Origin of the sequence: Virgibacillus proomii (assembly GCF_018916875.1) — a bacterium.
Lineage (GTDB): Bacteria > Bacillota > Bacilli > Bacillales > Amphibacillaceae > Virgibacillus > Virgibacillus proomii_B.
The window spans coordinates 96,585-115,378 of the sequence record NZ_JAHLNO010000021.1; the positions used below are offsets into that span (position 1 = coordinate 96,585).

Consider the following 18,794-nt stretch of genomic DNA (forward strand, 5'->3'; position numbering starts at 1 on the left):
TCCACCTGCGTGGACAAGCAACTCTCACCACTGTCCAATAGAAAAACTTGGCTTGTCGCCAAGTCTTTATGGCGAAAGCTATAGTTTTTCTTATACTATAAACCCTAAAGTTTTATACTTTCCTATAAAGATTATCACAGACGAAAGCTTGTCTACACCAGCGATAGTGCAGATGACCGGCTAATTGTATTCATACTTCAAAAAAGTTTCTTAAGGTGCAAAAAAAGGGCTTGGATGCACCTCGTAGAAGAGATTCAGTCCTGCCCTTGTCGTTGTAGTTACATGAAACTAGGTGATTTTTTTCCGATTACACTAGTTCAATGATGGCCATGTTCGCTCCATCACCTTGACGAGCACCTAATTTAAGAACACGTGTGTATCCACCTTGACGATCTTCATAACGCGGAGCCACATCATTGAAAAGTTTTTGAATCACATTATCATTTTCGTTGGCTTCTTTATTGTATAAAAAGGCTGCCGCTTGCCGACGTGCATGAAGATCTCCACGCTTGCCCAATGTAATCATTTTTTCAACGACAGATTTTAGCTCCTTTGCTTTTGCTTCCGTTGTTTCAACCCGTTCATATACAATTAAATCAGAAGCAAGGTTACGAAGCAAAGCCATACGCTGATCGGTTGTACGACCTAATTTTCTAGCCATGGACTATCCCTCCTTTTCTTTGATGACTTAAAAACCATTCAATGAAGAAACTTATAGCCTTTGTAAGGCATTCATGCCAAAAACTCCTCTTAACGTACACCTTTTTTCTTCCTCAGAAACGAAATTATCTTTCTTGCTCCAAGTGAAACAGAAAATGATGTAAAGAATGAAGCAGCCGGCTAATATGAATGGGTTATTCGTATATGCAAACACCGCTTTCCGATGCGTAATTTGCTTATTTATAGTGATCAAATATGATTAGTCATCATTACGCAAACTAAGTCCAAGTTCACTTAACTTTGACTTTACTTCTTCTAACGACTTGCGACCAAGGTTGCGCACCTTCATCATATCTTCTTCTGTTTTATTTGCTAGTTCTTGCACTGTATTTATTCCAGCACGTTTTAGACAGTTATAGGACCGAACAGAAAGATCAAGCTCTTCAATGGTCATTTCCATCACTTTTTCTTTCTGATCTTCTTCTTTTTCAACCATAATTTCAGCATTTTTCGCTTCATCCGTTAATCCCACAAAAATATTAAGATGCTCGGTGAAAACTTTTGCTCCTAAAGAAACAGCTTCTTCAGGGCGAATGCTTCCATCTGTCCATACGTCCAATGTTAATTTATCATAATTGGCTACTTGGCCTACACGTGTATTTTCCACCTGATAGGTCACACGAGAGACTGGCGTAAAGATTGAATCAACTGGAATCATACCGATTGGCTGATCATCACGTTTGTTTGCTTCAGCAGGACGATAGCCGCGTCCACGTTCTGCTGTCATTTTCATATGCAAGCTGCCTTTGCTATTTAATGTAGCAATTAGCAAATCCGGATTTAATACTTCTACATCACTATCATACGTTAGGTCTGCAGCCGTAACTTTTCCTTCTCCCTGCACATCAATCTCTAATGTCTTCTCCTCATCGGAGTAAATTTTTAGAGCCAGTTTTTTCAGATTCAAAATAATCGTTGTCACATCTTCAACAACACCATCAATTGTTGAAAACTCATGAAGCGCTCCATCAATTTGAACTGATGTAATAGCAGCACCTGGAAGTGAGGATAGTAGGATACGACGCAAGGAGTTTCCTAGGGTGGTACCATATCCACGTTCAAGCGGTTCGACTACGAATTTTCCAAATGTAGCATCATCGCTGATTTCTACCGTCTCAATTTTTGGTTTTTCAATTTCGATCATTCCTTAAAACCCTCCTTTAAAACGTCGAAACCCCGGTTAGACCGTATGTCTAACCGAAATTCCCCAAATAGGCAGTTGGCGTTTCTGCACTACCTGTTATTCATTCGTACGTTCTTGTCTCATGGATGCTGTTCACTAAAGAGTACGACCTTTAGACTTTTAGCTATCATAACCCATTATAGACAGGGTGACAAATTATATACGGTAAAATTATACACGACGACGTTTTGGCGGGCGACAACCATTATGAGGTACTGGAGTTACATCACGAATAGCTGTAACTTCCAATCCTGCTGCTTGAAGTGAACGAATAGCTGCTTCACGTCCAGCACCTGGTCCTTTAACCGTTACTTCAAGTGTCTTCATACCACTTTCAAGTGCAGATTTAGCAGCAGTTTCAGCTGCCATTTGTGCAGCGAAAGGCGTAGATTTTTTTGAACCTTTAAAGCCAAGCGCACCAGCTGAACTCCAGCCAACCGAATTACCTTGCATATCCGTAATGGTAACAATGGTATTGTTAAAGGTAGAACGGATATGTGCTACACCTGACTCAATATTCTTTTTCACACGGCGTTTACGTGCGGTTGATTTTTGTGCCATTAGTTGTTAACCTCCTTTAGCATTTATTTCTTTTTCCCAGCAATCGCATGACGTGGGCCTTTGCGTGTACGTGAATTATTTTTTGTTTTTTGTCCACGAACCGGAAGACCACGACGGTGACGAATACCACGGTAAGAGCCAATTTCAATAAGACGCTTAACATTTAGAGAAACTTCACGACGAAGATCCCCTTCTATCGTATACTCATCTACTGCCTTACGAATTCTTCCTAATTCGTCCTCTGTTAGATCCCGTACTCGAGTGTCTTCAGAAACGCCTGCTTCTTTAAGGATTTTCTGTGCAGTCTTTTTTCCAATTCCGTAAATATACGTTAAGGAAATGACTATTCGTTTATCACGTGGAATATCAATACCTGCAATACGTGCCATAAAGTTTTAACACCTCCTGTTTATTATCCTTGTTTTTGCTTATGCTTCGGATTTTCACAAATCACCATTACTTTTCCATTTCGTTTAATGACTTTACATTTTTCACAAATGGGTTTTACAGATGCTCTGACTTTCATCATCTTACCTCCTTTAATATCGGAGCTCACTTATTTATAACGGTACGTAATTCGTCCTCTTGTTAAATCATACGGAGAAAGTTCAACCGTTACTTTATCGCCAGGAAGAATGCGAATAAAATGCATACGTATTTTACCAGATACATGAGCTAGTACCGTATGACCATTTTCTAACTCGACATTAAACATCGCATTAGGTAGCGTTTCAGTTACGGTTCCTTCCACTTCAATTACATCGTCTTTCGCCATCGTGTTGATCTCCCTTCTTCAAATCAGTCACAACTTCATTGACAAATTTTGCTATGGCAAATCGCAATTTACCATTTGTGACACGACCAGTTTCTAGAAGGCTGTTTTGGACTTCTGGAGAAATATAATCCATTAACTCGATATGATGAAGATTCTTTTTCTTTGGTCGATCATATTTACGTTTTTCCCCATCAGCAAGCAAGACATACTTATCATCGACTAAATTAATAACGACTGCGTATTGACCCGCATCACGTCCTTGCATAATACGAACAACTTGACCTATCAGCGGAATCGAATCATCTTCCTTCAACAAGCGATCACCTTCACTTAGGCTATAGTTTATATGGTTCCTTTTAAACAAAAGGATTAGTTACCTTACTCACTTTTATCCTGTGTCACGTTTATTCAAGTATATATTAATAGTCACATAATACTCACGACTAATTATAACTTTTCAACAGTAAAAATGCACCTTTTCCAGTTAAAAGATACTATTTTTCTATTTTTGCTTGGATATCTTGAAATACTTGATTGATTTCTTGATCACCATTTACCGTTACCAGATAACCTTTATCATGATAAAAGTCTAATAACGGCTTCGTTTGCTCTATATTTACAGATAGACGTTTTTTAACCGTTTCAGGTTTATCATCATCCCGTTGGATTAAAGTTGAGCCATCTTTATCACAGATCCCGTCTTCTTTTGGCGGGTTATAAACTACATGATAAGTTGTTCCGCATGTTGGACAAATTCTACGGCCAGTTAGACGCTCCACTAATTTTCCTTCTGGCACATCTACATGGATGACGTAATCAATGGATTGATTGATATCCTTTACTATGCTTTCTAACGCTTCTGCTTGAGCGATCGTTCGCGGAAAACCGTCCAATAAAAAGCCATTTTTGCAATCGTCTTTGCGTAGACGCTCTTTGACGATGCCGTTTGTAACTTCATCTGGAACAAGCTCTCCTTGATCCATATATTCTTTTGCTTTTTTACCTAGGTCTGTTCCCTCTTTAATAGCTAAACGGAACATATCTCCTGTTGAAATATGAGGGATGTTATATTTTTCGTTTATTTTTTCAGCCTGCGTACCCTTACCGGCACCTGGCAGACCCATTAAAATTAAATTCAACAGATTTCCCCTCGCTCTCGTTTCCAGCAAAATTACTTAATAAAACCTTTATAGTGACGCTTCACCAGCTGGCTTTCTAATTGTTTCATTGTTTGCAGAGCTACACCAACAACAATTAATAAGCTCGTTCCACCAATTTGTACGGATTGCGGTAGGTTAGCCATTTTACCAAGAGCAATTGGCAATACAGATACAGCTGCTAAAAATAATGCCCCTACAAACGTTAAACGGTACAGAACTCTCGTTAAATAGGTTTCCGTATTTTTACCTGGTCGAATTCCAGGAATATAGCCGCCCTGCTTTTGTAAATTCTCTGCCATTTGTTCCGGGTTTACTTGAACAAAGCTGTAGAAATACGTAAAAGCAATAATCAGTACGACATAAATTCCCATACCTATTGGCTCTGTATAATTAAAGATCCGTTGAATCGTCGCGGCAATATCCCCATCAAAAAAGCTGGCAACTGTACTTGGTGCCATAATAAATGCAATTGCAAAGATAACCGGGATGACACCAGCACTATTTACTTTTAACGGTAAATGTGTAGAGTTGCCCCCTACCGGAGAACGATTAACAAGTTTTTTCGCATATTGAATAGGTATTTTACGCAGTGCTTGTTGAATAAAAATTACGCCAACTGTTACTGCAATAACTACCAAGGCAATTAAGGCGACAATGACAATATTAATAAACAGATCATCACCAGGGTTCATAAAATACTGGCTATATAGTTGCTTGATACCGTTTGGTACTGCTGCTACGATACCAGCGAAAATGATAATCGAGATTCCATTGCCTACGCCATTTGCGGTAATTTGTTCACCAAGCCACATTAAAAATGCTGTTCCACTAGTTAAAACAATGGCAATAACAGCAAATTTCATCGGACCAGGATCAGCGATCAACATACCGCCTGCCATTGCATTAAAGCCTATTGACATCGCAATTGCTTGAATAAATGCAATTACGATTGCACCATAGCGTGTAATCTGGGCTAATTTCTTTCTGCCTACTTCTCCTTGCTTTTTCCATTCCGTAAACTTTGGTACAACATCCATTTGCAGTAATTGCATAATAATGGATGCAGTAATGTACGGCATTATTCCCATGGCAAAGATCGAAAAGTTTTGCAGTGCTCCTCCACCAAACGTATTTAAAAAGCCAAACACGTTTTGAGAATTCATAAAATCAATTGCCTGCCTATCTGTAAAAGGCACAGGAATAAATGTACCAAGACGGAAGACAACTAACATGAGTAATGTAAAAATTATTTTCCGTCTTATATCACCTACGCGCATAAAATTGGAGATTGTACGGAACATTAGATCACCTCTGTTTGTCCGCCCGCTGCCTCAATTGCTTCTTTAGCTGAAGCAGAGAACTTGTGAGCTTTTACTGTTAGTTTCTTTTCAATCGTTCCATTACCTAGTATTTTAATACCAGCTTTTAATTTACTAACTACGCCTTCTTCCAGTAATAGCTCAGGTGTAATTTCAGTGCCATCTTCAAAGCGGTTTAACGTATCGATGTTAACAATGGCAAACTCTTTACGATGAATATTTGTAAATCCACGTTTAGGCAGACGTTGGAATAGTGGCATTTGACCACCTTCAAAACCTGGGCGAGTGCCACCTCCAGAACGTGCTTTTTGTCCTTTATGTCCACGTCCGGATGTTTTTCCATTACCTGATGACATTCCACGGCCTACTCGATTACGGCTTTTACGTGCACCTTCTGCTGCCTTCAATTCATGAAGTTTCATGCGAGCACCTCCTCTTTACGCTTATTTCGTAATTAAACTTCTTTAACCGTTAGTAAATGAGATACTTTGTTAACCATACCGCGAACGGCTGGTGTATCTTCATGAACAACCGATTGGCGAATTTTTTTTAGTCCTAATGCTTGAACAGTTTTTCTTTGTGCTTCTGTTCCACCAATAACACTGCGCGTGAGGGTGATTTCTAATTTTTTAGACATAACAATTCCCTCCTTATCCTAACAGTTCTTCTACAGACTTTCCACGTAGTTTTGCTACATCTTCTGCGCGTTTTAAGTTTGTTAATCCGTTTAAAGTTGCACGGATCATATTAATCGGTGTGTTTGAACCTAGTGATTTTGTTAAAATATCACCAACACCAGCAAGTTCTAAAATAGCACGTACCGGACCACCGGAAATAACTCCAGTACCTTCTGCTGCTGGTTTTAACAATACATTACCTGAACCAAACTGACCGTGAATTTCATGTGGAATTGTGGTCCCAACGATTGGTACGGTAATTAGATTTTTCTTTGCATCATCAACTGCTTTTTTAATTGCTTCTGGTACTTCTTGCGCTTTTCCAGTACCAAAACCTACATGACCATTTTTATCTCCGACTACCACTAGAGCTGCAAAGCGGAAGCGACGTCCACCTTTTACAACTTTTGCAACACGGTTAACCGCAACAACACGCTCTTCAAGATCTAACTTGTTCGGATCAATGTTTTTATTCATGTATGTCCCTCCTTTATCGATTAAAATTCAAGACCTGCTTCTCTTGCAGCATCTGCTAAAGCTTTCACACGTCCATGATAAAGGTAGCCTCCGCGGTCAAAGACAACCGATTTGTAACCTTTATCCTGAGCACGTTTAGCAATCATTTCTCCGACCTCTTTTGCTGCTTCTACATTGCTTGTAGATCCAGTTACATTTAGTTCTTTATCTTTTGTAGAAGCACTTGCAAGTGTAGTTCCACTTACATCATCAATTAATTGTACATAAATGTGTTTATTTGAACGGTAGACGTTTAAACGAGGACACTGTGCTGTACCATGAACTGTCTTACGAACACGAGCGTGCCTTCTTTTACGTACCGCATTTTTATCAGGTTTTGTAATCACTTAGGTCACTCCTTTCTGCTACCTAGTCTTACTTGGCAGTTTTACCTTCTTTACGACGTACATATTCGCCTTCGTAACGAATTCCTTTACCTTTATAAGGCTCAGGCGGACGAATTGCTCTAATTTTGGATGCAATTGCTCCCACTTGCTCCTTATCAATTCCTTTAACGATAAGCTGTGTGTTTTTTGGTACGTCGATTTCGATGCCTTCGATTGGTTCGATTTCAACAGGATGAGAGAAACCAGCATTAATGACTACTTTGTTTCCCTGTTTTTGCGCACGATAACCAACACCGATAATCTCAAGTGACTTTTCAAATCCTTTACTTACACCTTCAACCATATTATTGATCAGGCTTCGGGTAGTTCCGTGTAATGCGCGGTGGTCTTTGTGATCACTTGGGCGTTCTAACGTAACCACATTTCCTTCAATATTTACTTTAATATCTTGATGTAGTTCTCTCGATAATTCACCTTTAGGGCCTTTCACAGTAACGACATTACCATCAAGTTTAACTTCTACGCCTTGGGGAATTTCGATTGGTTTAAGTCCTATACGAGACATTCCATGCACCTCCTCAACATTTAATACTCAATTACCAGACATATGCAATTACTTCGCCACCAACAGCTTGTGCACGTGCTTCTTTATCGGAAAGCACTCCTTTAGATGTTGATACGATAGCTATTCCTAAACCGTTTAGCACTCGAGGTACTTCCGTTGCTTTTGCATATACACGGCGTCCTGGTTTACTTATACGTTTAATACCTGTAATTACTCGCTCCTCGTTTGCACCATACTTAAGGAATATACGAAGAATGCCTTGCTTGTTGTCTTCCACAAGCTCGTAGTCAGAAACGAAGCCTTCACGCTTCAGGATGTCAGCAATTTCTTTTTTCATAGTAGATGCTGGAAGTTCTAACTTTTCATGTTTTACCATGTTAGCATTACGAATGCGAGTAAGCATATCTGCAATTGGATCTGTCATAACCATTTATCATTACCTCCTTCCCGAATAGGGGTTTACCAGCTTGCTTTTTTGACACCAGGAATTTGACCTTTATAGGCAAGTTCTCGGAAACAAATACGGCAAAGTTTAAATTTACGGATTACAGAATGTGGACGTCCACAACGCTCACAACGTGTATATTCACGAACTTTAAATTTTTGTGGTCGTTTTTGTTTTGCAATCATTGATTTTTTAGCCACTATTTTCCCTCCTTCGCTCTTTAGCTTACTTTTGGAAAGGCATGCCCAGCTGACTCAGAAGTTCACGAGCTTCTTCATCAGTGTTGGAGCTTGTTACAATAACAATATCCATACCACGGACTTTGTTAACTTTATCATAATTAATTTCTGGGAAAATTAGCTGTTCTTTAATACCTAATGTGTAATTTCCACGGCCATCAAATGCTTTTTTAGAAATTCCACGGAAGTCACGTACACGTGGAAGTGATACAGCAATTAGCTTTTGTAAAAAATCGTACATACGCTCACCGCGAAGGGTTACTTTCGCACCGATCGGCATTCCCTCACGAAGGCGAAAACCAGCGATTGATTTTTTTGCACGTGTAATTACAGGCTTTTGACCAGAAATTAATGCAAGCTCTTCAACAGCATTGTCCAAAGCTTTTGAGTTTTGTACTGCGTCACCAACACCCATATTAATTACAATTTTGTCGATTGCTGGCACTTGCATTACAGATTTATAGTTAAATTTTTTCATTAATGATGGTATTACTTCATCTTGATATTTTTTCTTCAGTTGATTCATCATGTCGCCCTCCTTTCGCTAAACCTATTTATCTAACGCTTTACCGGATTTTTTAGCGATGCGGACTTTCTTTCCATCACGCACTTCATAGCCAACACGGGTTGGTTCACCGGATTTAGGATCTAACGGCATTACGTTAGAAACATGGATTGGTGCTTCTTGGTTCAGAATTCCGCCTTGCGGATTCTCTTGAGAAGGTTTGGCATGTTTTTTTATCATGTTAATGCCTTCAACAAGCACTCGCTCTTTCTTCGGGTATGCTTCTAAAACTGTGCCTTCTTTTCCACGGTCTTTGCCGGAAATAACTTTGACTTTATCACCTTTTTTTACATGCATGCTTAACGCACCTCCTAACAAGGCTAATTTTTAGCTCATAAAGGATGTTCAAAAAGTCAAATAAAAATGACGCATCATTTCATCGTTGGCTTGTTTCTCCACTCTCATGCATTTAACTGTATACACTCTAGCTGCTCAAAACGGCGCCGTCTTGAAATTCTCAATCCTTTTTATCCTCTATTTGAACACACTCTTATAATACTTCTGGAGCAAGAGATACGATTTTCATGAACTTTGCATCACGTAATTCACGTGCGACTGGTCCAAAAATACGAGTTCCTCTTGGACTTTTATCATCACGAACAATTACCGCTGCATTTTCATCAAAACGAATATATGATCCATCTTTACGGCGTGCACCAGATTTCGAACGCACAATAACAGCTTTAACAACATCGCCTTTTTTGACAACGCCGCCTGGTGTTGCTTCTTTCACCGTACAAACAACAACATCACCGATATTAGCTGTTTTTCGTCCAGATCCGCCCAATACTTTAATGGTTAACAATTCACGAGCACCAGAGTTATCTGCAACTTTCAAACGACTTTCTTGTTGAATCATAACGCTGTGACCTCCCTTCAGATACCTTCTGAGCGAATTTTATTAGATAATTACCGCTTCTTCAACAATTTCTACTAAGCGAAAATGCTTGGTAGCTGATAGCGGACGAGTTTCCATAATTGTCACAATATCACCAATTTTTGCTTGGTTATTTTCATCATGAGCTTTAAATTTCTTAGAGTACTTTACACGTTTTCCGTATAGCTTATGAAATTTGTAAGTTTCAACTAACACCGTAATGGTTTTATCCATTTTATCAGAAACTACACGGCCAGTGTATACTTTACGTTGATTTCGTTCAGTCATTTTGAGGCTAACCTCCTCTCGAGATTTCTAGTTATTTACGCCCAATTCACGTTGACGTGCAATAGTTTTCATACGAGCAATTGATTTTCTTACTTCACGGATACGAGCAGTGTTTTCCAATTGACCAGTTGCAAGCTGGAAGCGTAAATTAAATAATTCCTCTTTTAAAGATTTAACTTTTTGTTCAATTTCGGCAGTGGTTAGTTCTCTAATTTCATTAGCCTTCATTGCTTTCACCACCAATTTCTTCACGTTTTACAAATTTAGTTTTAATCGGAAGCTTATGAGAAGCAAGACGCAACGCTTCACGAGCAACTTCTTCTGATACACCTGCGATTTCAAACATGATTTTCCCTGGCTTAACTACTGCTACCCATCCTTCTGGAGCACCTTTACCGGAACCCATTCGTACTTCTAATGGCTTTGCAGTATATGGTTTATCAGGAAAGATTTTAATCCAAACTTTACCGCCACGCTTCATGTAACGGGTCATTGCAATACGAGCAGCCTCAATTTGACGGCTTGTAATCCATGATGCTTCTATTGCCTGCAAACCGTAATCACCGAAAGATATTGTTGTACCGCCTTTAGCTTGGCCTCTCATTTTTCCACGATGTTGTCTACGATATTTCACACGTTTAGGCATTAACATAATGCAGTGCCCCCTTCCTTATTTATCAGTTTTAGTTGGAAGGACTTCACCACGATAAATCCACACTTTAACACCTAGCTTACCGTAAGTAGTGTCAGCTTCTGCTGTACCGTAATCGATGTCAGCACGCAGCGTGTGTAGTGGTACTGTTCCTTCGCTATAGTGTTCCGCACGAGCAATGTCTGCTCCACCTAGACGTCCAGATACTTGTGTTTTAATTCCTTTAGCGCCAGCACGCATAGTACGTTGAATTGCTTGTTTTTGTACACGTCGGAATGAAACACGATTTTCTAATTGACGGGCAATATTTTCAGCAACTAATCTTGCATCAAGATCTACTTTTTTAATTTCTACGATATTAATGTGAACCCGCTTGCCGGTTAAACTGTTCAAAGCTTTACGTAGTGATTCTACTTCTGAACCGCCTTTACCAATAACCATACCAGGCTTTCCAGTATGAATTGTGATATTAACACGATTTGCTGCACGTTCAATGTCAATTGAAGAAACAGCAGATGTTTTTAAACGGTTTTCTAGATATTCTCTAATTTTAATATCTTCATGTAGTAAGTCTGCATAGTCTTTATCTGCGTACCATTTCGACTGCCAGTCTTTAATGATACCGACACGAAGACCGATTGGATTTACTTTTTGACCCACTGACTATCCCTCCTTCTTTTCTGTTACCACAACTGTGATGTGGCTTGTGCGCTTATTAATTCTGCTTGCACGACCTTGTGCACGCGGACGGAAACGTTTCAACGTAACACCTTCGTTTACAAATGCTTCAGAAACAATCAGATTATCCGTGTCCATTTCATAATTGTGCTCTGCGTTTGCGACTGCAGAATTTAATACTTTTTCTACAATTGGAGAAGCACCGCGTTGTGTATGACGTAAAATCGCAATTGCTTCACCTACACTTTTTCCTCGAATAAGATCAACGACTAGACGTACTTTACGAGGAGCAATACGAACCGATTTTGCAACGGCTTTAGCTTGCATGATATGTGCCTCCTCTCATTTAGCGTTTTGTTTTCTTATCATCGCCGCCGTGCCCTCTAAAGGTGCGTGTTGGCGCGAATTCTCCTAGTTTATGACCGACCATGTCTTCCGTAATATAAACTGGTACATGTTTGCGTCCGTCGTACACAGCGATCGTGTGTCCAACGAATGTAGGGAATATAGTAGAACGACGTGACCAAGTTTTAATAACTTGTTTTTTGTCACTTTCATTTAACGTTTCAACTTTCTTCAATAAATGGTCATCTGCAAAAGGTCCTTTTTTCAAACTGCGACCCATGGATTAACCTCCTTTCGGATTGGAAAGACGGGCTGTTTTCCCGCCACTTTTTTTCGATTATTTTTTACGTTTACGAACGATAAATTTATCAGTTGGTTTGTTGCGTTTACGCGTCTTGTAACCAAGTGTAGGTTTGCCCCAAGGTGACATTGGTGACTTACGTCCGATTGGTGCACGTCCTTCACCACCACCGTGCGGGTGATCATTAGGGTTCATAACAGACCCACGAACTGTAGGGCGTTTGCCTAACCAGCGGGAACGACCTGCTTTTCCGATACGGATGAGTTCATGTTCAATATTACCGACTTGCCCTACTGTTGCACGACAAGTAGATAAAATCAAACGAACTTCACCAGAAGCTAAGCGAACCAAGGAGTATTTTCCATCGCGACCTAGAACTTGAGCTTCTGCACCCGCAGAACGAGCGAGCTGTCCTCCGCGTCCTGGTTTCAACTCGATATTATGAATGACTGTACCTACTGGAATATTTGCTAAAGGGAGCGCATTTCCTAATTTAATGTCTGCATTCTCACCAGATTCAATCTCTTGATTTACTTTCAAACCTTTCGGAGCTAAAATATAACGTTTTTCTCCATCAGCATAGTGAATTAATGCTATGTTTGCTGAGCGGTTTGGATCATATTCAATAGTAGCAACGCGTCCTGGTATACCATCTTTATCTCGTTTGAAATCGATGATACGGTATTGACGCTTATGACCGCCACCTTGATGACGAACAGTTAATTTCCCTTGATTATTTCGACCGCCTCGATTGTGCAATGGGCTTAACAGGGACTTTTCAGGCGTATCTGTTGTAATTTCTGCAAAATCAGATACGGACATATTACGTCTACCATTGGACGTTGGTCTAAACTTTTTAATCGCCATCTTTTTTCCCTCCTTCACGAAATCTTGTTAATTATGCTTCAAAGAAGTCTAGTTCTTTGCTATCTTCTGAAAGCTGTACAATGGCTTTCTTGCGATTTGGGCGGAAACCACCATAACGGCCCATACGCTTGAATTTACCTTTTAAATTCATTGTATTAACTTTTACTACCTTCACTCCAAACACATGTTCAACAGCTTGTTTAATTTCTGTTTTGTTTGCTTTTGGAGCGACTTCAAATGTGTATTTTTTTTCTGCCATTAGATCAGCTGAATGCTCTGTAATGACAGGGCGCTTTATAATATCACGTGGATCTTTCATTATGCAAGCACCTCCCCTGCTTTTTCAGCTGCATCCTTCGTCAAGATCAGCTTGTCATGTCCAAGCAAGTCTAGAACATTGATTTCCTCAACTGTTATTACTGTTACAGTTTGAAGATTATTAGTTGAACGAATAACTGTGTCATCTTTTTCAGTAACTACGATTAATGCTTTTGTATCAATTTTTAGTGCTTCAAGCATTTTCACAGCTTCTTTTGTTTTTGGTTCATCAAAAGTAAGACTTTCTAAAACAACGAGGTTGTTTTCTTTTAATTTTGATGAAAGCGCAGATTTTAATGCGAGACGACGTACTTTTTTTGGTAATTTATAGCTGTAGCTACGTGGAGTTGGACCAAATACTGTACCTCCGCCGACCCATTGTGGGGAGCGAATAGAACCTTGACGTGCACGACCAGTACCTTTTTGACGCCATGGTTTGCGTCCTCCACCACTCACTTCAGAGCGGTTTTTTACCGCATGGGTTCCTTGACGCATAGAAGAACGTTGCATTACTACAGCTTCATGTAAAACATGCGTATTTGGCTCAATGCCGAATACAGAATCGTTTAACTCCATTTCACCAGCTTGAGCTCCGTCTTGTTTAAATAGTGCTACTTTAGGCATGACATATCCTCCCTTCATCTGTATGATTAGTTAGCCTTGATCGCACTCGTGATTTTTACGAATGATTTTTTTGCACCTGGAACGTTACCTTTAATTAATAGCAGGTTACGCTCTTCATCTACTTTTACAACTTCAAGGTTTTGGATGGTTACTTGATCGCCACCCATACGTCCCGGAAGTGGTCTTCCCTTAAATACACGCATTGGATCTACTGCACCTAGAGAACCAGGGCCTCTATGGTAGTGAGATCCATGGGACATTGGACCGCGTTGTTGATTATGACGCTTAATAGAGCCTTGGAATCCTTTCCCTTTTGTTGTTCCTGTTACATCAACTTTATCTCCAGACTGAAATACACTAACGCTAATTTCTTGACCTACTTCATATTCGTCAAGCTTTGCATTACGGATTTCACGAACGTAGCGCTTAGGGGTTGTGCTTGCTTTTTCAGCATGACCTTTTTCCGCCTTGTTTGTACGTGATTCTTTCTCATCAGCAAAACCAAGCTGTATTGCCTCATAACCATCGTTTTCAATCGTTCTTTTTTGCAATACTACATTCGGCTCAGCCTCGATTACAGTTACAGGAATTAATTCCCCACTCTCTGAAAATAACTGAGTCATGCCGATTTTTCGACCTAAGATTCCTTTCGTCATCCGTTACACCTCCTATTTAAAAACAATCATTATAGTTTAATTTCAATATCTACACCAGATGGCAAGTCGAGACGCATCAATGAATCAACAGTCTGTGGTGTAGGATTAACAATATCGATTAAGCGTTTATGTGTACGCATTTCGAATTGCTCACGTGAATCCTTGTATTTATGAACCGCACGTAATACCGTATATACTGATTTTTCTGTAGGTAATGGAATCGGTCCGGATACTTTAGCTCCAGAACGTTTCGCAGTATTTACAATTTTCTCAGCTGATTGATCTAGAATACGGTGATCATAAGCTTTTAAACGGATTCTAATCTTTTCTTTTGCCATTATTTTCCCTCCTTTATTCGCCCATATTAAAAATAGACATACTCTGCAGAAATTTCTTGACTACCCGCCATGGCAAAGGGGCCGGGTGTGCCAACAACCTTCTGCTTCATCGCCTTTAATGACCAACATTCTCATTATATAGAATATGGTTAGTCATTGCAACTTTTTTTGAAAAATCTATGTGATTGCACATTTATACATTATACGTACTTTAACTAATAATTTCAAGAGGGTTTACATTTTTTTTGGATATCGATAGTTTATAGCTTATGTTTTCAATGCAAAATTACGAAACTCGAAACAAATCCTTTAAATGCAGAAAACACAGATAGCGTCGTCACGCCATCTGTGTTTTTTACCATTATATTTCAATTTCTTATTCAACGATTTCTGTAACAACACCAGAGCCTACCGTACGTCCACCTTCACGAATAGAGAAACGAGTTCCGTCCTCAATTGCGATTGGGGCAATAAGTTCTACTGTCATTTCAATGTTATCTCCAGGCATAACCATTTCAGTTCCTTCTGGAAGTGAAATTACTCCAGTTACGTCAGTTGTACGGAAGTAGAATTGCGGACGATAGTTTGCAAAAAATGGAGTATGACGTCCACCTTCTTCTTTTGATAGCACATAAACTTCAGCTTTAAATTTAGTATGTGGAGTAATAGAACCTGGTTTAGCCAACACTTGTCCACGGTTTATCTCTTCACGAGCAACACCGCGCAGTAGTGCACCAATATTGTCTCCGGCTTCTGCATAATCAAGAAGCTTACGGAACATTTCTACTCCAGTTACAGTAGTTTTAACAGCTTCTTCGTTTAGACCGATGATTTCTACTTCATCACCAACACGTACTTCACCACGTTCTACACGGCCGGTAGCAACTGTACCACGACCAGTGATGGAGAATACGTCCTCAACTGGCATCATAAATGGTTTGTCTTTATCACGCTCTGGAGTTGGGATGTACTCATCAACAGCGTTCATTAATTCAACGATTTTTTCTTCGTATTCTGGTACACCTTCGATAGCTTTTAATGCAGAACCAGCGATTACTGGAACTTCGTCTCCTGGGAAATCGTACTCTGTTAGAAGATCACGAACTTCCATTTCAACTAGTTCAAGTAGCTCTTCGTCATCTACCATATCCACTTTGTTTAGGAATACTACAATAGATGGTACCCCAACGTTACGGGATAATAGAATGTGCTCACGAGTTTGTGGCATTGGACCATCAGCAGCAGACACAACAAGAATAGCTCCGTCCATTTGTGCAGCACCTGTGATCATGTTTTTAACATAGTCAGCGTGACCTGGGCAGTCAACGTGTGCATAGTGACGAGTTTCTGTTTCATATTCTACGTGAGAAGTTGCAATTGTAATTCCACGTTCTTTTTCTTCTGGTGCGTTATCGATTTGGTCATACGCCATTTGCGAACCCTTACCATTTCTCTTATGCATTACAATAGTAATTGCTGCAGTTAACGTAGTTTTACCGTGGTCAACGTGTCCAATTGTACCAACGTTTACGTGACTTTTCGAGCGATCGAACTTTTCTTTAGCCATTTATAGTTCCTCCCTTAATTAAATGAAAGTGTTTTGTAAATTTATAGTTAGCCAGAAACAATGCTTATTCATCACTTCTTAGCCTTTAATACAAGTTATACTTTAGATTAATTAAAAAATCAATTATTCGCCAGCATTTTTCTTAATAATTTCTTCGGCGATACTCTTAGGCACTTCTTCATAATGGTCAAAGTGCATTGTGAATGTTCCACGTCCTTGAGTGTTGGAACGCAATGCTGTTGCATAACCAAACATTTCAGAAAGTGGTACAAAGCCTTTTACAACTTGGGCAGGTCCACGGGCTTCCATTCCTTCCACACGCCCACGACGAGATGTAACATCTCCCATGATATCTCCCATATATTCTTCAGGAACAACGATTTCTACTTTAGCAATCGGTTCAAGAAGCACTGGGTTACATTTATTTTTTGCTGCTTTTAATGCCATAGATGCAGCAATTTTAAACGCCATTTCGTTAGAGTCTACATCGTGGTAGCTACCATCATACAATGTTGCCTTAATATCGATTACTGGATAACCTGCTAATACCCCGTTTTCCATTGCTTCTTCAATACCAGCTTGAACAGATGGAATATATTCGCGCGGAACAACACCACCAACGATATTGTTGACAAATTCGAAGCCAGCACCTTCTTCGTTTGGCTCAAATTTAATCCAAACATGACCGTATTGCCCACGTCCACCAGATTGTCGGATAAATTTACCTTCTACTTCAGCAGCAGAACGGAAGGTTTCACGGTAAGCAACTTGCGGCGCTCCAACATTTGCCTCTACTTTAAATTCACGTTTTAAACGATCAACAATAACATCTAAGTGGAGTTCACCCATACCAGAGATAATGGTTTGACCAGTTTCTTCATTTGTTTCTGTTTTAAACGTTGGGTCCTCTTCAGCTAATTTTGCTAAAGCAATTCCCATTTTATCTTGGTCCGCTTTTGTTTTTGGTTCAATTGCAACACCAATTACAGGCTCTGGGAATTCCATCGACTCAAGGATAACAGGATTCTTCTCATCACAAAGCGTATCTCCTGTACTTGTATCTTTTAAACCAACCGCAGCAGCGATCTCCCCAGCATGCACTTTCGAAATCTCTTGACGTGAATTAGCATGCATTTGCAGGATACGACCAATACGTTCACGTTTGTTTTTCACAGAGTTTAAAACATAGGAACCAGCATCTAACGTTCCGGAATATACACGGAAGAAAGTTAACTTACCAACATATGGATCTGTCATAACTTTAAATGCCAGAGCAGCAAATGGTGCATTTTCAGAAGAAGGACGAGTTGTTTCCTCCTCTGTACCAGGCACAATTCCTTCAATATCTGCAACGTCTGTTGGTGCTGGAAGATAGTCAATAACACCGTCTAGCATTAATTGAACACCTTTGTTTTTAAATGCTGAACCACAAAACACTGGATAAAACTCAACATTTAACGTCGCTTTACGAATAGCTGATTTCAGCTCGTCATTCGTAATTTCTTCGCCTTCAAGATATTTCATCATTAAATCTTCATCAAGCTCAGAAACTGCTTCAACCAAGTTGTTGCGCAATTCTTCGGCTTTTTCTTTATATTCATCCGGAATTTCACGTTCTTCTGCATGAGTACCTAAATCGTCTTCATAAAAGAAAGCATGCATCGTGATTAGGTCAATGATCCCCTCAAAATTATCCTCTGCTCCAATTGGAAGTTGAACAGGGTGAGCATTGGCACCTAAACGTTCTTTCAGCGTTCCAGTTGCATATAGGAAATCAGCACCGACTTTATCCATTTTGTTTATAAATACAATTCTTGGTACACCGTAAGTTGTTGCTTGACGCCATACGGTTTCTGTTTGTGGTTCTACACCAGATTGAGCATCAAGAACGGTTACTGCACCATCGAGTACACGTAATGACCGTTCAACTTCTACAGTGAAGTCTACGTGACCAGGTGTATCGATAATGTTAATACGATGATCTTTCCAAGAAGCTGTTGTAGCAGCTGAAGTGATCGTAATTCCTCGTTCCTGCTCCTGCTCCATCCAGTCCATTTGTGAAGCACCTTCATGTGTTTCACCAATCTTATGAATACGTCCTGTATAGAAAAGAATACGCTCAGTAGTAGTGGTTTTACCTGCATCGATGTGTGCCATAATACCAATATTTCGCGTCTTTTCCAAGGAGAACTCTCTAGCCATGTATTCTTC

32 protein-coding genes are annotated in these 18,794 nt (G+C 39.8%); all 32 read right to left on the bottom strand.

All coding sequences use genetic code 11. The features are described 5' to 3' along the window. Positions 1 to 307 precede the first annotated feature (307 nt). The 32 genes from rplQ to fusA all read right to left on the bottom strand — a co-directional run bounded on the left by rplQ (position 308) and on the right by fusA (position 18,785). The gene (gene rplQ / locus KQI21_RS12475; RefSeq protein WP_077319006.1) at positions 308 to 661 is read right to left on the bottom strand and encodes a 50S ribosomal protein L17; all 354 of its coding nucleotides are present in this window, start codon (positions 659 to 661) and stop codon (positions 308 to 310) included. 258 nt (positions 662 to 919) lie between these two features. Then, a complete protein-coding gene (locus KQI21_RS12480; protein ID WP_077319005.1) occupies positions 920 to 1,864 on the bottom strand; it encodes a DNA-directed RNA polymerase subunit alpha in 945 nt (314 codons plus the stop codon). A 210-nt stretch (positions 1,865 to 2,074) separates the two neighbouring features. Then, on the bottom strand, positions 2,075 to 2,464 hold the full coding sequence (gene rpsK, locus KQI21_RS12485) for a 30S ribosomal protein S11 (protein ID WP_216484512.1): 390 nt from the start codon (positions 2,462 to 2,464) through the stop codon (positions 2,075 to 2,077). A gap of 23 nt (positions 2,465 to 2,487) precedes the next feature. Then, positions 2,488 to 2,853, bottom strand: coding sequence for a 30S ribosomal protein S13 (rpsM, locus tag KQI21_RS12490; RefSeq protein WP_216484513.1), 366 nt, complete (start codon positions 2,851 to 2,853; stop codon positions 2,488 to 2,490). Positions 2,854 to 2,876: 23 nt separating this feature from the next. Next, on the bottom strand, positions 2,877 to 2,990 hold the full coding sequence (gene rpmJ, locus KQI21_RS12495) for a 50S ribosomal protein L36 (RefSeq protein ID WP_005999442.1): 114 nt from the start codon (positions 2,988 to 2,990) through the stop codon (positions 2,877 to 2,879). 30 nt (positions 2,991 to 3,020) lie between these two features. Next, a complete protein-coding gene (gene infA / locus KQI21_RS12500; RefSeq protein ID WP_010095735.1) occupies positions 3,021 to 3,239 on the bottom strand; it encodes a translation initiation factor IF-1 in 219 nt (72 codons plus the stop codon). Then, positions 3,217 to 3,552, bottom strand: a complete 336-nt coding sequence (locus KQI21_RS12505; protein ID WP_077319002.1) for a KOW domain-containing RNA-binding protein — start codon at positions 3,550 to 3,552, stop codon at positions 3,217 to 3,219. Before KQI21_RS12505 ends, infA begins: the two co-directional genes overlap by 23 nt. Before the next feature lie 181 nt (positions 3,553 to 3,733). Continuing rightward, a complete protein-coding gene (locus tag KQI21_RS12510; protein WP_216484514.1) occupies positions 3,734 to 4,378 on the bottom strand; it encodes an adenylate kinase in 645 nt (214 codons plus the stop codon). Positions 4,379 to 4,410: 32 nt separating this feature from the next. Then, positions 4,411 to 5,700 (bottom strand): preprotein translocase subunit SecY, encoded by a 1,290-nt coding sequence (gene secY / locus KQI21_RS12515; protein WP_216484515.1) that lies wholly within the window; start codon positions 5,698 to 5,700, stop codon positions 4,411 to 4,413. Next, positions 5,700 to 6,140, bottom strand: a complete 441-nt coding sequence (gene rplO, locus KQI21_RS12520; protein ID WP_216484516.1) for a 50S ribosomal protein L15 — start codon at positions 6,138 to 6,140, stop codon at positions 5,700 to 5,702. The genes secY and rplO overlap by 1 nt, the downstream gene beginning before the upstream one ends. Before the next feature lie 32 nt (positions 6,141 to 6,172). Continuing rightward, entirely contained in the window at positions 6,173 to 6,355 is a 183-nt protein-coding gene (gene rpmD, locus KQI21_RS12525) for a 50S ribosomal protein L30 (RefSeq protein ID WP_216484517.1), read from the bottom strand. A 13-nt stretch (positions 6,356 to 6,368) separates the two neighbouring features. Beyond that, on the bottom strand, positions 6,369 to 6,872 hold the full coding sequence (gene rpsE / locus KQI21_RS12530) for a 30S ribosomal protein S5 (RefSeq protein ID WP_216484518.1): 504 nt from the start codon (positions 6,870 to 6,872) through the stop codon (positions 6,369 to 6,371). Between the two features lie 20 nt (positions 6,873 to 6,892). Continuing rightward, positions 6,893 to 7,258 (bottom strand): 50S ribosomal protein L18, encoded by a 366-nt coding sequence (rplR, locus tag KQI21_RS12535; protein WP_216484519.1) that lies wholly within the window; start codon positions 7,256 to 7,258, stop codon positions 6,893 to 6,895. A 28-nt stretch (positions 7,259 to 7,286) separates the two neighbouring features. Further along, on the bottom strand, positions 7,287 to 7,823 hold the full coding sequence (gene rplF / locus KQI21_RS12540; RefSeq protein WP_077318995.1) for a 50S ribosomal protein L6: 537 nt from the start codon (positions 7,821 to 7,823) through the stop codon (positions 7,287 to 7,289). A gap of 31 nt (positions 7,824 to 7,854) precedes the next feature. Continuing rightward, positions 7,855 to 8,253 (bottom strand): 30S ribosomal protein S8, encoded by a 399-nt coding sequence (gene rpsH / locus KQI21_RS12545; protein WP_077318994.1) that lies wholly within the window; start codon positions 8,251 to 8,253, stop codon positions 7,855 to 7,857. A 29-nt stretch (positions 8,254 to 8,282) separates the two neighbouring features. Next, positions 8,283 to 8,468: a type Z 30S ribosomal protein S14 gene (locus tag KQI21_RS12550; RefSeq protein ID WP_077324032.1), complete on the bottom strand. Its 186-nt coding sequence runs from the start codon at positions 8,466 to 8,468 to the stop codon at positions 8,283 to 8,285. A 25-nt stretch (positions 8,469 to 8,493) separates the two neighbouring features. Further along, complete coding sequence (gene rplE / locus KQI21_RS12555; protein ID WP_216484520.1) at positions 8,494 to 9,033, bottom strand: 50S ribosomal protein L5; 540 nt, start codon at positions 9,031 to 9,033, stop codon at positions 8,494 to 8,496. Between the two features lie 24 nt (positions 9,034 to 9,057). Beyond that, the gene (gene rplX, locus KQI21_RS12560) at positions 9,058 to 9,369 is read right to left on the bottom strand and encodes a 50S ribosomal protein L24 (protein WP_077318991.1); all 312 of its coding nucleotides are present in this window, start codon (positions 9,367 to 9,369) and stop codon (positions 9,058 to 9,060) included. A gap of 193 nt (positions 9,370 to 9,562) precedes the next feature. Beyond that, on the bottom strand, positions 9,563 to 9,931 hold the full coding sequence (gene rplN / locus KQI21_RS12565; protein ID WP_077318990.1) for a 50S ribosomal protein L14: 369 nt from the start codon (positions 9,929 to 9,931) through the stop codon (positions 9,563 to 9,565). Positions 9,932 to 9,973: 42 nt separating this feature from the next. Beyond that, a complete protein-coding gene (gene rpsQ / locus KQI21_RS12570) occupies positions 9,974 to 10,237 on the bottom strand; it encodes a 30S ribosomal protein S17 (protein WP_077318989.1) in 264 nt (87 codons plus the stop codon). 27 nt (positions 10,238 to 10,264) lie between these two features. Further along, complete coding sequence (gene rpmC, locus KQI21_RS12575; RefSeq protein ID WP_216484521.1) at positions 10,265 to 10,465, bottom strand: 50S ribosomal protein L29; 201 nt, start codon at positions 10,463 to 10,465, stop codon at positions 10,265 to 10,267. Then, entirely contained in the window at positions 10,455 to 10,889 is a 435-nt protein-coding gene (gene rplP / locus KQI21_RS12580) for a 50S ribosomal protein L16 (protein ID WP_216484522.1), read from the bottom strand. Before rplP ends, rpmC begins: the two co-directional genes overlap by 11 nt. An 18-nt stretch (positions 10,890 to 10,907) precedes the next feature. Continuing rightward, positions 10,908 to 11,549: a 30S ribosomal protein S3 gene (gene rpsC, locus KQI21_RS12585; RefSeq protein ID WP_216484523.1), complete on the bottom strand. Its 642-nt coding sequence runs from the start codon at positions 11,547 to 11,549 to the stop codon at positions 10,908 to 10,910. Between the two features lie 3 nt (positions 11,550 to 11,552). Next, positions 11,553 to 11,894, bottom strand: a complete 342-nt coding sequence (gene rplV, locus KQI21_RS12590) for a 50S ribosomal protein L22 (RefSeq protein ID WP_077318985.1) — start codon at positions 11,892 to 11,894, stop codon at positions 11,553 to 11,555. A gap of 19 nt (positions 11,895 to 11,913) precedes the next feature. Beyond that, the gene (gene rpsS, locus KQI21_RS12595) at positions 11,914 to 12,192 is read right to left on the bottom strand and encodes a 30S ribosomal protein S19 (protein ID WP_077318984.1); all 279 of its coding nucleotides are present in this window, start codon (positions 12,190 to 12,192) and stop codon (positions 11,914 to 11,916) included. 57 nt (positions 12,193 to 12,249) lie between these two features. Further along, the gene (gene rplB / locus KQI21_RS12600; RefSeq protein WP_216484524.1) at positions 12,250 to 13,080 is read right to left on the bottom strand and encodes a 50S ribosomal protein L2; all 831 of its coding nucleotides are present in this window, start codon (positions 13,078 to 13,080) and stop codon (positions 12,250 to 12,252) included. Positions 13,081 to 13,111: 31 nt separating this feature from the next. Next, positions 13,112 to 13,399: a 50S ribosomal protein L23 gene (rplW, locus tag KQI21_RS12605; protein ID WP_216484525.1), complete on the bottom strand. Its 288-nt coding sequence runs from the start codon at positions 13,397 to 13,399 to the stop codon at positions 13,112 to 13,114. Beyond that, the gene (gene rplD, locus KQI21_RS12610) at positions 13,399 to 14,022 is read right to left on the bottom strand and encodes a 50S ribosomal protein L4 (RefSeq protein ID WP_216484526.1); all 624 of its coding nucleotides are present in this window, start codon (positions 14,020 to 14,022) and stop codon (positions 13,399 to 13,401) included. Before rplD ends, rplW begins: the two co-directional genes overlap by 1 nt. A gap of 26 nt (positions 14,023 to 14,048) precedes the next feature. Further along, positions 14,049 to 14,678, bottom strand: a complete 630-nt coding sequence (gene rplC / locus KQI21_RS12615) for a 50S ribosomal protein L3 (RefSeq protein WP_216484527.1) — start codon at positions 14,676 to 14,678, stop codon at positions 14,049 to 14,051. 29 nt (positions 14,679 to 14,707) lie between these two features. Further along, the gene (rpsJ, locus tag KQI21_RS12620) at positions 14,708 to 15,016 is read right to left on the bottom strand and encodes a 30S ribosomal protein S10 (protein ID WP_143695765.1); all 309 of its coding nucleotides are present in this window, start codon (positions 15,014 to 15,016) and stop codon (positions 14,708 to 14,710) included. 376 nt (positions 15,017 to 15,392) lie between these two features. Next, positions 15,393 to 16,583, bottom strand: coding sequence for an elongation factor Tu (gene tuf, locus KQI21_RS12625; RefSeq protein WP_216484528.1), 1,191 nt, complete (start codon positions 16,581 to 16,583; stop codon positions 15,393 to 15,395). A gap of 123 nt (positions 16,584 to 16,706) precedes the next feature. Beyond that, complete coding sequence (gene fusA, locus KQI21_RS12630) at positions 16,707 to 18,785, bottom strand: elongation factor G (RefSeq protein ID WP_216484529.1); 2,079 nt, start codon at positions 18,783 to 18,785, stop codon at positions 16,707 to 16,709. Positions 18,786 to 18,794 lie beyond the last annotated feature (9 nt).